Below are 13,076 nucleotides of genomic sequence, written 5' to 3' on the forward strand. Positions count from 1 at the left end.
TATTTGGACAATTCTAGCCGAACTTGATGTATCCCCAGATAGGCAGTATTCATATTGCCTGTCTGGGGAACCTTGGACGCAGTTTATCATCTTTCTGGTAAAGTCAAACTCTGCCCCGTGTGGGTACGATTGTAGTTACGGTTTAAGGAAACCGTATCCTTCCGGCGATAAACACCGATAAGCAATCCGATCATCGCGTATTCAAGTATCACATGGGAACCATATCCGATAAAGGGAAATTTGATACTCATGATGGGTACCATTCCCGTGATGATAGCAACTGAATAACTCAATTGAAGTGCAAGTGTAACCGTTACAGAAAGTACAACGAACGAACCAAACTTGTCTTGTATACGCGGCAGTATTTTAAATAATGTACTTACAAACCACACAATGCCAACAAAAAACAGCGCACAGGCAGACCACCCGAACACATCTATAAGCATAACTCCTGGATAACTCAGATAAAGATATTTTAAAGTTGAACCTATCGGGATGCTCGTACCATTCCCCCACCATCCTGCTGTTTTGACGATATCGATAATAGCGTTATTCATAAATCCCATACCCTTAGAGTCTTGATCCAGATTAAATACAGCAGACAACCTTTCGAATCGACTATATTTATCTGTTATAAGTAATAACAAACTTGCAGCCGCTCCGCAAAAACAGGCAGTAATCAGCGTATACAACCACTTTCTTGTAATCCATCCGAACAGTAGTAAAGATACGCATCCAAATAACAATAATCGGACCCAATCCGAGATTTGATAGATAAGTACCATAGGCAAAGCTACTAATGCAATAGATGAGTATTCATATCCCAAGCCTAACAAACTATTCGTATAAATCCAGGTCAAAACCATACCAATAAGAGCCATCCCCACGACTCCCGCCAATAATCCCCAGTGCATCCGGTGACGATGAATTTTGTGCATTCTTTTGCCTAGATCAGCCGGATCACCCATTTGTTCAATAGCATATGTGGCAGCTTCCTCCGATGTAAACCCTTCCTGCTCCTTGTCATAGATCATCTCTTCGAGATGATTCCCGAGTTCTTCACGAAGATCATTATGTACTTCACTCGCCTTAACCTGACCACAGATTTGATCCAGATACATCTGAATCTGATCCTTTTTTTCTTTCTGCTTCCCCTGCTCTTTTGCATCCTTCAGATTCATCAGGTTAAACCTCCTTCACCAAGTACACGATCTACAGCACCGCGGAATAAGGACCATTCTGCTTTTTTTTCCTGTAATGCCTGTATGCCTTGTTCTCGAATGGAATAATATTTCCGTTTTCTACCCTCCACCTCTGCCCAATAAGCCTCAACCCATCCTTCGATTTCCATGGCATGTAGAATAGGATACAATGTGCCTTCTTTGAGACCAAACACTCCCTCCGATTGACGATGCAGTTCCTTAATCAACTCATAGCCATACATGGGTTGTCCATGAAGTAAAGTTAAAATTAAAGTTTCTGTACTTCCTTTGATCATTTGCTTATTGATCTGCAAACAAAACTCTCCCTCCTAAGTACATTGCTTAATACATCGGAATTCTATGCATAGTTAATCTAGGTGTCGTATTACCTTATTATTCCTTATATGTCCAGCACCCAATTAATCTATTTATGTTAAAATACCTCTATCTAGCCTTGAATTATGAATAGATTTTTTCCATCTTCACAGATTTAGACAGACCGATATCAAGAATTAAAGGAGACATTCTCGCATGAGCAAAAGTAAACTTATTTTCTTTCTCGGCGGAGCCGGAAGTGGCAAAACTACGCTTGCCAAGGCGCTCTCGCGTAAATATAAAGCAGCCTTTCTGGATATGGATATCCTGCTTCGTCCAGCAGCTGAGGCAATCATGACGTTACAAGGGCTTGATCCATCAGATCGGGATTCACCGGAATACAAACGGCTGTGCCGTGATTTGGGTTATCGAATCACGATGGACGCCGCTCTGGACAACGTGCAGCTTGGTGTAGATACTCTCGTGGTTGGGCCTTTTACCAAAGAAACGGAGATACCCAATTGGATTGAGCAGGAACTCGCACGCATTGGCCGTTCCCTTGATAACACAGACGTTCGAGTCGCTTACGTTTATTTGCAGAACGAAGCGTTGTACCGTCAACGAATCACAGCTAGACAATCTGCATTAGATGAATGGAAACTAGCTAACTGGGATACGTTCCGTGCTTCTCTTGATCGAAAACAAGTGGCCTGGCCGCTTTCAACCGAATCTGTTGCATATATCGACAACTCCAGTGATGATCCTGCTATTGCTTTTGCCGAATTGGAACGACGGATGTATAAGTGAAATAATGCTGAGGAGCAAGGATTGTGAGATTCGGGAAGGCCGGGAGGCAGGTACAAATCGACTCCAATTCTAACGATCCTGAGAGAGCTTGTTTGAACCGCTTTTGGTCATTATAAAATTCTAACGATCTCAGGTGACGCTATTTTCCGAAAAAAGGCCTCAATACACCCCAAAAGTTTCTGAAATAACAAAATAAGCTCTCTGGCGATCGTTAGGTTATCATATCAGTCTATATGGAGGAAATAAGGTTCCTGGTGATCATTAAAACTTTAGGAGTGAGGATGAGAACTCGCTTTTGTTATTATGATCTCATACGTTGACTTTTTCCTATTACCGTTCCGCTCAATCGATATGGAAGAGGGATACATCTGATATAAAAAAAGACCAGTTTCACCTAGACCGTGTAGGCTAATGAAACTGATCCTTTTGTACATTACTGATTATGTTAACATTGCGTACTTACTCTCATTCCACTCTTCCTCATATTCACTGCTGCATCACACTTCATTCGGCTGCTTCTTTTTCTCCCGACGTTCAGCGATACGAGCCGTAATAATTTTATGACTCTCGTCAATCTCCTCAGGTGTGCAGGCCGCTTTCAGTTCATACACTTTCACTGGAGAGCGATCAATTATATCCAGAAACGAATCAAAAAAAGTCATATCTTTACTATGAATATAAGGACACCAATGATCGGACAACCCTACCGTCTCATGGATATGAACACCAACGATATGCTCGATCAGTGCGTTCGCTTCACGCACGTTATCGTAAAGCCCCATCCGATCCATCATCATTCCATGGCCGATATCGTACCATAATCCAAGCGGAGCACCCTTCATCTGACCGATAATGTTTCCGGCTTCCTGTAGTGTAGGCATCTGGTAACAGCGAGAACGGGTCTCAATTCCGAAGTTCACACCATACCCACGTTGCTCTGACAGATTACATACCTCTTCCAGGCTTTCCTGGATACGTCTCAGATAATGTTCACTGCCAGCTTCCCGTTTCTCCAGCATCTCCTGCCACAACGATTGATAGGCCGGAGAATCTCTGCCTTCGTCGTGATAGTTTTTTTTCAAAGCTTCATCGATGTTATACTCGAACGGTACTTCGCCTGGATGTACAACAACCGCCTTCGCACCATAGCGATGAGCATATTCGGCAGAACGCAGTAGCAGTTCAATGGCCCGTTTGCGCCGCGGTTCATCCTCGAATCCAAGCAGCACCGAATCCGTTCCATAATCCGGATCGGCTACATGCGGAAATGTGTTATGCACACTCGATACACCAACTTGCCCACGTTCAATCATCGGTTCAATCGTCTGTAATAACTCATCTGTCACATTATAGTTCAACTCCACTTGTCTGAAACCAAGCGACAGAATCTCTTCGATCATACCCTGTCCCGTCTTATGCCGCTTGATATTCCAGCATGTCGAGAATGAGTATTCTTTCTTGTCTATATACTTCACTCTGTATGCCTCCTTCCGTTCTGTTACCCTGTCATAGCCATCTAAAATGCCCAATCATAGCTTTCACCTAGCCTTTTGGTAACAATCTCACTCATTTATCTATTCATTAATTCCGAGTTCAAACCTCATCCGGTTTTCTGTCACTCCAGGGACATAGCGATAGATTATTTCAGCATAATCGGTATACATCAACACCGTCGGTTCTGGTGCCTCCGCCTGTACGGTACAGGTTAGCCCCGGAAGCTTCCACTGCTCTGGCTGTAAATCCTGAGAACGAAGGTTCGGCCCTTTGATTTCAAAATACACCTCGATCTCTTCCGAAGTATCCAGCTGCACATCCACATTCAATGATTCCGGGGTTACCTCCGCTTCAAATGTAATGCCTCGCAGATGGCTATTCCAGTTTCCACCTAGTTCACGCCGGATGAGACGCAAGTAATAGCGCTCTCCCATCTCTGTCTGCCAATGAATCGTCACTGGATGCATCTGGCCATTCGTATTGCGGCTACCGGACATGGCTCCCATCATACGTTTCTCACCAATCCAGGCCGAAGCTGTACACAAATTACGATTCGCTTTCGGATCATTACGTTCACACAGCTCCATGAACTGTTTTCGCACGAGCCGATCCCCTTGATGCACTTGGAAATAAGGCACAGCCTGAGCAGGCACATCAATACCCAATAGCGCAATCATTGGATCATGACCCGATTCACAATTCATCCCCGTTAAATACTCATACCCTTCTCCTAGTAGAAGATAGAGAAACACGCCGATCGAGCTGTGCTCACGCATCTCCATATCATACGCTCGTGCAAACGGGCCTGACAGATTTTCAAGATTCGCATTATAAAACAGCGCAATATTGTTCCATAATCCATATTCAATCCGATGTGCAATTTCAGTCATACGTTCAGTTACGGCATACTTTCTGAACATACCAAGTACGGCGAGATCCACCCCATAATAAGTCGTAGTATTGAACTCGGCAAACGTTCCACCATACTGGTCAAATTCCTGCAACAGACCTTCAGCCTGTTCATCTGCATGCTGAATCCAGTCTGTCCGCTGGAACCGATGTCCATAATAATGGGTGATAAATATATGCATCAACTCAATGTTGGTGTTCATCGGAATCACGTCCGACAATCTGCGTTCCACAGAACCCTGAACAGCGCGTTCCATCGCTTCATCCATCCGCCGTATCAGCTCATATGGCAGAAGTTCCGCAAACTCGGATGTGGCTATCGCACATACACATGCGATAAATTCCCGCCAATTTGGATCATAGCTGATCCATACCGGAGGCAACACGGCGTTCACTGACGCATCAAACAGTTCTCTCAATCGTTTGCTGTCCGCGCCTTCCTTTAACAAATCATTCTCTTGCTGCAGATTATGAATAAACTGCGCAGACACCTTCTCAAAGGTGCGTTCCAGGAAATAAGCTGTGCCTGGCGCAAATGATTTCCATGCATAATGCCCCATAGGTGGATGCTCGTCATTCATCTGGGTTGCGAAGGTTCCGTGATAGATTTCTTCCGGCGCATCATATTGATAGTCGAGCACCTTATGGAGCACACGAATAGCCTTTTCCACATCGCCGGACTCCTGACGAATCAGCAAGCCCAGCGCATAATGTGCACTCCCCCGTGTGCCGTACTGCGATGAATCATCTTCAAAGCTGCGAAGCAGTGCGACTTCATCGTCATAAAAACGATCCATCATCACCATAGATTGCCTGACCAAATGTTGCTGTTGGTTTGACATCATGTTTACCATTGGTTGTGTCATGTCCTATGACCTCCTGAGACGTTAACCTTTAACAGCACCTACCATAACACCGCTGATGAAGAAGCGCTGCAACCACGGATATACAAGCAGGATCGGCAACGTCGAGAATATAACACTAGCTGCTTTCAGACTTTCCGGCAAAACCTGTACTGCGCCAATGCCTTCATTTTGCATCAGTTCGGTGATCTGATTTTGCTGTATCATCTGATATAACTTCAATTGTAACGGATATAATTCCGGTTTGGTTATATACATTAACGCATCCTGGAATCCATTCCAGCGGCCTACGGCATAGAACAGGCTGAGCGTCGCCATAACCGGGAGAGACAGTGGTAAAATGATGCGAATTAACGTTCCAATCTGTGTACTCCCATCAATATCGGCGGCTTCCTCCAGACTCTCCGGAATTCCTCGGAAAAAGGTAATCAGAATGATCATATAAAACGGGCTGATCAGTCCAGGTAGGATCAATCCCCATGTGCTGTCAAGCAGGTGCAGATTTTTGATCAATATATACTCGGGAATAATGCCGCCACTGAAAAACATCGTAACGACAATAACCAGCATGAACCACTTGCGCCCTCTCAGACTGCTTTTGGCAAGAGGATACGCCGCCGCAATCGTCATAAGCATACTAAGCACCGTACTCAGAACGGTCAGCCAGATCGTATAGATCAGGGATCGAATCATCGAACCATCACCAAACACTTTGCCATAGGCCTCCCAGGACAACTCTTTCGGGAAAAAGGATACCTCTCCCGAACCAATTGCTCGGTTCGAGCTAAGAGAGATCGCAATAATATGAATAAATGGTGCAAGGCATAACACCATCGCAATGACAATCAGAATGACATTTACTGTATTAAATATTCGATTCGCGTTGTTTTCCGACATCTCATTCACTCCTTACAGATCGTAGATGAACCCCAGGTTGATACAGCATTCCATCCGTCACGTTACATAATGCTCTCATCTGTCAATTTTTTAGATGCATAGTTTGCCCCCAGAATGAAAATCAGACCAACAACCGCCTGGAACAGTCCTACTGCTGTTGCCAGTGTGACCTGACCGGATTGCAGACCCAAACGATATACAAATGTACTGAGCACATCCGAGTATTCGCGTACAGCCATATTTCCAATAATGAACGGACGGTCGAAGCTAATGGAGATCATGTTGCCGACATTGATGATCAGCAAGGTAACAATCGTTGTTTTGATACCAGGTAGTGAGATATGCCAGATTCTGCGCAAACGGCTGGCTCCATCCACTTCAGCTGCTTCATATAACTCACGGTTAATTCCTGTAAGGGATGCAAGATACAAAATCGTTCCCCATCCTGCACTCTGCCACACACCTACAGCGAGATACGTAAAGATCCAATAGTTTTTATTCGATAGGAATGGAAGCGGATCAAGCCCCATGCTCATTAACATGTTGTTAATGAAGCCAGATTGTGTGCCAAAAACCTGCAATACGATACCGCCAATGATGACCCAGGAAATAAAGTGCGGGATGTAAAGCAATGTTTGTGCTATCTTTTTGAACCAGGCGACTCGTAATTCAAATAGCAGGATAGCGAGAATCAGTGGTGCTGGAAAGGAGACAAGCAAGTCGAGCAAGTTAAGAACAATTGTATTACGCAGGGCGGTGTAGAACCCCTGATTTTGAAACACTTCCTTAAACCCACCCCATCCAATCCACTCACTGCCACCGATCCCTTGGAAGAAGTTAAAATCCTTGAACGCGATCTGTACGCCATACATTGGACCATATTTGAAAATGATGAAGTATAACATAGGCAAGACAAGTAATGCGTACATTTGCCAGTTTCTACGAAAATAAGTGCCTGTCTTCATAAAATACCCCCCAAGTCATTCAGGATTCCTCAAGGAAGGCGAATGTTGTATCGCCCCCCATGAGTGCCCTGTTCTATGTTGCCCGGCTCAGCCAACCTGTGCTTTGCGATGATTACTTCATCGCTTTGTAAGCCTCTGTACGCTCATCAAGAATGGCTTGGCCTCCACTTTCCATATAATCACTCATCATGCTGTTATATACGGCTTCAAAATCAGCCGGTTTGGAGATCGTTGCTTTTACAATAAACTCCGAGAACTTGTCTTTTAAGCCGTTACCATAACGAGATTCTGCTTCAATGGGTTTGGAGAAACGCACGGGTTGAATCATATCCGTATTGGATATAGCTACCGATTTGCGCATATCATCCCGATATTTGGAATCAACCTGAACGACATAAGCCTCCTCGTTTTTCTTTTCATCACCAACATATTTTCCGTTTACAATGATGGCAATGTCACCAGAGTTGTAGATCCGGCCAGCAATTTCAGGAGAAGCGTCTTCTTTAATCTGTGGTACATCGTCCACGAACTCATAGTTCTCGTCTTTCACGCCGAATTGGAGGTCAAACAAATTGTTGCCGGAAGCCATCCAGTCCAGGTATTTCATCGCAGCTTCTGCATTTTGACTTGTTTTTGGAATCATGACATACATCGCATTGGGTGCGTATGCTGGCTTTGCAAACTTACCTTCCGAGTTTTTGAATGCATCAATCGGTGTCATTACCGCATCAGATTTATTGGTTTGCAAGTTCTTATACGTACCCGAGATGTAAATTTCTCCCGCATCTTCGCTATAAAAACCCACTTTTCCGTTGGATACATCTTCCCACAGTTTTTTCTTGTCTTTATCTAGTCCGAAGTCTGCACTCATCAATCCCTCGTTATATAAGGTGTTCATATATTTCAGTGCGTCTTTGAAGCCTGGCAACAACGTTGGATAATCATTTGAACCCAGCTGTTGAGTCAGCGTGTATTTTTGTTCTTCCGTCAATGGCTGAATGAACGACCAGAGCAATGGCTCATACTGTGCAGAAGCAATCGACATTCCCATTGGAATAAGTGCTGTTCCTACTTTGCCTGGGTCCTTTTCCTTAAATGCTTTCAGGGTTGTGTGCAATTCCTCCGCCGTTTGAGGCGTAGGCAATCCAAGTAAATCCAGCCAGTCCTGCCGAACATAAGAAGCATACTTCCCTAACACCAGACGTTTACCCGGAACTGCGAATTGTTGCCCGTCATACTGACCGTATGCCAGCGTGTCATCACCCAGAAATGTTTTCAGATTGGTTCCTTCTTTGTTCAGCAGATCGGTCAATTCTGTCAAGCCGCCTTGTGAAGCATAACGATTAAATGTACCCGAATCATAGGTAAACACAATGTCAGGCACTTCTGAACCACTCGCCATAAGAACGTTAAGCTTCTGGACTTCTTCCGAGCGTGGAACCGGGACAAATTGAACATCAATGTTGTTCGGATCACCAAACTCCTTTTGAATGAAGCGAGTCAGATAACTATCCGAGATGGTGTAACCTGCCGGTGTATTTCCCCGGTCAAAAATTTCTACTTTTAAAGTTGTCCTGTTCCCTGCTCCTGCTTCCCCGGATGATGAAGGTGCCGATTCACTCCCGGATGAACACGCTGATAATAATAGAGTGAAAGCTGTTACCACTGCGAGAATTGAACTTGCCTTTCCTGCCTTGCGTCTTTGAAATAATCTCATTTGACCTTTCCCCTTTCGCTTACACCCTGAATGATTCACATGATTGCCACTCCGTTATGGTTATCCCTGTGCTGCACCTGTGAATGTCACTAATTATTACATTGTTTTCTGAAAACAGACAATAAACTATTTTCAAAAGGATTAAAACATCAATTAAGTGTCAAAAAAACTAACTTATAAACCTTTTTCCTGACAATAAACCATTTTCATATCTTTAATGTTATATAATCTAACACAATATCATTCTATTCACACTCTTTTCAGGTGGTAATTCTCTCTAAATCGACAAAAAAAACGACGAAACTAATCCATTTTCCAGATCCATTCTATTGGTGAAAATAAAAAAAGACCGCCTGATCAGCGGTCGATTGATAAACAAGCTATAAAGACGTTCACCATTTCAGTTTATTCTACTTGCTTGCCATATCGTTTGCGATAATCCCCAGGAGTCTCACCCATAACACGCTTAAACACTCTACCAAAAGAAATGGCATTGGCATAACCTACTTGCTGGGCGATATTCTGAATGGCCGTATCCGATGAGGCAAGCAATTTACACGCCTGTTCCACCCTCAGTTTCACCAGAAAGTCAACAAACTTCATATCAAACTCTTCCTTGAACAGATAACTCGCATATTTTCCAGAGATCTGGAAGCGGTCACTCAGATGTTTTAACGACAGATCCGGATCACCGAAATGCTCCTCAATATAAACGCGCAGTTCGTTAATCATGGCGCGGTGGCTTTTCGTTTCATTCACCGCTACATAATTGCGATAGACCTCTTTCAGCCATTCGAGCAAAACCTCCCGAATACCTTCGAGTGTATCAGCTTCCTGAATCTGCAAGCGAACCCGTGCCAAAACCAGCTCGTCAAATTGGTGTTGTAAACGTTCGGACAGCTCTCCAAACTCACGTGCTAACATCTGGATCAGCGATTGTACAAGCATTCGAATATCTTTGTCATTCATCTGGTCTTCGTTGAACGAAATAAACATCTGGTCAAGCTGTGTTCGCCATGCATCCCCGGTCAATCTGAATTCTCGAATAATGTCCGCAAGCATCTGCAAATATTTATAGGAATACAGTTCCGTCTGATCGGTTAGTTGTTCACTGAGCACGATTGCATCCTGGCCAAGTGTGAGTCGGTGCTGAAGACCCGCGTCTGCACTGGTATATGATCGAGTAATCTCTTCCCACCCGCTAACGGTTTGTCCGATTCCAAAGGTAAAACGGATGCGGAAATGCTCGGCAATCCACATGTGAAGCTGTTTAGCTAACTCCGTTAGCAACTCACGGGTCAGGCCCTCTTTTTCATTCGAGACCACCACAACGATCAGACGACGTTTACCAAACCATTCGGCCCACGCGCCAAACTTGCTCTCCTTCTGTACCAGTTCCTTAAACACATTCATCAGCGCCATTTTCATAATATTTTGATGGCCCGACAGGTCTGTCCCATTCATCTCCGCCACGAGTACAGCTGCACACTGCGGTTCAAGGAACCTTTCTTCGAGCGGCTGCAGGTGACGAAGGCGCTGACGGAATGAATCCATGCGTTCGCCTTCCATCAAGTCCACGAGCAGCTGCCTGCGATGAATCAGCAGGTTCTCATGATGCTGCTTCTCATAATCGACTGTCTGAGCAATGAGATGCTCCAGTGCCCGGTCTATCAATGCAAGTTCGTCTTTGACAGACGGTGCAGCATCCTCTTCATGCACGTGGGGCTGCAAGGCTTGAATACGATTCATCATCAGTTGCATAGGCTTCACATTTCTCCGAGTAATGTAGATGAGGCACGCAACTGCCCCAACGATTGTTAAAATACCAATCCCAATCCATACATAGGACACCAGTGATACCCATGAATACAAATGCCCTGTCTGAATCCCGCTTTCAAAGGAAAGCCCCAGCTTCTCAGACTGTACCCGATTCAAAATATTCCCCTCCGTAGGGGCAATCTGATGAGCCGAGTAGACGAGCTGATCCTTGTTGTCCTTCACCTGCAAAAATGAGAGATTCTTATCCGTCATGGTATCAATCTGGCTCTCCAAGGCGTACAACCGAACCGTAATAACAAGCAGCCCTTCCCCACCCCATGGCAGTGGCAGCAACTTATTCATGCTTATAACTTGTGTAGGCATATCAAATGAACGTTCTTTATAAGATCTGGGCTGATTCCAGCCCAGATTCAGTTTATTTTTTAAAGCCTGTTCGATGTAAGCTCGATCTTCAAAATCATTCAAACTCACCATACCTCTAGGGGTAATGATGCTTGAATCCGACATCCGATATAGATAAATCGACTGCACCATACCCTGTTGATCAATCATCCGGCCCAGACCGCTCGCTGCATCATAGATAAACTGACTGGATAACTGTCCCTCTCCCTCTTCCAGAAATCGGCTGTACATTTTGCTCGAGACGATATCATCCAGCAGTCTCATCTCAATGTCGCCTAGAGAACGCTCCAGTGTGTTCACAATGTAACGTGTAGAGATCAAATCCGCTTTTCTGGTTTCATTTCGTGATAGTTCGTTAACAATCAGGAAGGAGAGAAAGATCAGAATGGAAATCGTAAGCAGAAATAGGGGGAAATACGAATAGATTAACTTGCTGTGCCAATTCCGCTTCAGATTCACCTTCATAGGCCTCACGTTCCTTCCATTACTAATCTAGCGGGTAAGCCCTTCTCTGCTCTTTGGCCTTCCTGCTGACGATATACAGAATAACTGCACCCATCGCGGCGCTGATTGTACAAGCCAGATACATCATCGACGGTCCGCCTGTATCCAGTAAATAACCGTTGAGCATGTTACCCACAATACCGCCAAGTCCAGCAAACACCATGTTGAACAAGCTTTGGCCAGTAGCCTGCATCTCACGTCCAGTAACGGAAGCTACATATTCCACGGCCGCGATATAAAAGAATCCAAAGGATAATCCGTGCAACACTTGAACACCAATCATCACTTCCGGACTGGGCCATAACCACTGAATTCCCCAGCGTAGCATATAAGCCCCTGCCGCCAGCAGCATGGTGCGCTCATGCCCCCACTTCCGAAGTACATATGCGGCTGCCAGCATGGATGGAACATTGGTGATGGATGCGATCAAAAGAGCTGTGCCCGTTAACGCAACCGATCCGCCAGCCATCTGAAATGAAATAACAAAAAAGGAGTTAAACGCCGTCAGCGTCTGATTCACCAGAAAACAACCGGTGAGAAAGAGAAGGAATGTACGATTTCGAAGCAATCTTGCCAAACCTACGGAGAAGGTTACCGAGGACGAGGAGATGCTCGTCTGCTTGGGGAGTGTGCCCGCCAGTATCGCGCTCAAGATGTTAAAAAATAGAAAGGGGAGCCATAACATATGAATGGAAAACTGGGAGAGATACATCCCTGCAGCGAATCCGCCAAGCCCTGTCCCCAGGCTTCCGAACAGTCGAATCATACCGTAAGAGGTATTCGCCGCTCTTGCTGCCGTTACCGCATAGGAATCAGCTACAGGTATCTGTGTCACTTGAAATATAGTGCATAAAGTATAAATCAAAATTAATATAATGTATATCTGAATATTATAAAAGTACGCTAAAGCCGCCGGAACAAGCAGGCTAATCACAAGTACAAGGCGTGTCTTCTTGAATTTATCCACCATAATCCCCCAGATGGGCTGGAGAATGATGGATATTAATGTTCCGAAAGCCATTATAAATCCGGTCTCTTTACTCGAAAAGCCCTGTGCAACCAAAATCGGATTGATGTAAGGATTAAATATTCCACCAGCAAGTCCCATAAACAGATATAAACCCTGCAATTTAATTAATACAGCTTTTTCTTCATTCAATTCGGCTTTTGTTTTTTTTGTATTAGCCGTCATATGTCTATCTCTCATCCGGATCTCCATCCT

At 44.6% G+C, this 13,076-nt stretch carries 10 protein-coding genes; 1 reads left to right on the forward strand and 9 read right to left on the reverse strand.

Going from position 1 to position 13,076, the window contains the following annotated elements; all coding sequences use genetic code 11:
- Positions 1–86: 86 nt before the first annotated feature.
- Entirely contained in the window at positions 87–1,181 is a 1,095-nt protein-coding gene (locus ACR8BL_RS03970) for a permease prefix domain 1-containing protein (protein ID WP_434751415.1), read from the reverse strand.
- The gene (locus tag ACR8BL_RS03975) at positions 1,181–1,516 is read right to left on the reverse strand and encodes a PadR family transcriptional regulator (RefSeq protein WP_434751416.1); all 336 of its coding nucleotides are present in this window, start codon (positions 1,514–1,516) and stop codon (positions 1,181–1,183) included. The genes ACR8BL_RS03970 and ACR8BL_RS03975 overlap by 1 nt, the downstream gene beginning before the upstream one ends.
- 217 nt (positions 1,517–1,733) lie before the next feature.
- Between ACR8BL_RS03975 and ACR8BL_RS03980 the strand changes: the two genes are divergently transcribed.
- On the forward strand, positions 1,734–2,324 hold the full coding sequence (locus tag ACR8BL_RS03980) for an AAA family ATPase (RefSeq protein ID WP_434751417.1): 591 nt from the start codon (positions 1,734–1,736) through the stop codon (positions 2,322–2,324).
- A 497-nt stretch (positions 2,325–2,821) separates the two neighbouring features.
- Here ACR8BL_RS03980 and ACR8BL_RS03985 read toward each other — a convergent pair whose 3' ends face one another.
- From ACR8BL_RS03985 to ACR8BL_RS04015, 7 genes are all read right to left on the reverse strand, one after another.
- Positions 2,822–3,799 (reverse strand): sugar phosphate isomerase/epimerase family protein, encoded by a 978-nt coding sequence (locus ACR8BL_RS03985; RefSeq protein WP_434751418.1) that lies wholly within the window; start codon positions 3,797–3,799, stop codon positions 2,822–2,824.
- Positions 3,800–3,898: 99 nt separating this feature from the next.
- Positions 3,899–5,593, reverse strand: coding sequence for a hypothetical protein (locus ACR8BL_RS03990; RefSeq protein ID WP_434751419.1), 1,695 nt, complete (start codon positions 5,591–5,593; stop codon positions 3,899–3,901).
- Between the two features lie 21 nt (positions 5,594–5,614).
- Positions 5,615–6,487, reverse strand: coding sequence for a carbohydrate ABC transporter permease (locus ACR8BL_RS03995; protein ID WP_434751420.1), 873 nt, complete (start codon positions 6,485–6,487; stop codon positions 5,615–5,617).
- A gap of 62 nt (positions 6,488–6,549) precedes the next feature.
- Positions 6,550–7,452: an ABC transporter permease gene (locus ACR8BL_RS04000; RefSeq protein WP_434751421.1), complete on the reverse strand. Its 903-nt coding sequence runs from the start codon at positions 7,450–7,452 to the stop codon at positions 6,550–6,552.
- Between the two features lie 112 nt (positions 7,453–7,564).
- Positions 7,565–9,169, reverse strand: a complete 1,605-nt coding sequence (locus ACR8BL_RS04005) for an extracellular solute-binding protein (RefSeq protein ID WP_434751422.1) — start codon at positions 9,167–9,169, stop codon at positions 7,565–7,567.
- 405 nt (positions 9,170–9,574) lie between these two features.
- Positions 9,575–11,815: a helix-turn-helix domain-containing protein gene (locus ACR8BL_RS04010; RefSeq protein ID WP_434756561.1), complete on the reverse strand. Its 2,241-nt coding sequence runs from the start codon at positions 11,813–11,815 to the stop codon at positions 9,575–9,577.
- A 22-nt stretch (positions 11,816–11,837) separates the two neighbouring features.
- Positions 11,838–13,046, reverse strand: coding sequence for an MFS transporter (locus tag ACR8BL_RS04015; RefSeq protein ID WP_434758324.1), 1,209 nt, complete (start codon positions 13,044–13,046; stop codon positions 11,838–11,840).
- Positions 13,047–13,076 lie beyond the last annotated feature (30 nt).

The sequence above is a fragment of the Paenibacillus amylolyticus genome, assembly GCF_051136285.1.
GTDB lineage: Bacteria > Bacillota > Bacilli > Paenibacillales > Paenibacillaceae > Paenibacillus > Paenibacillus amylolyticus_F.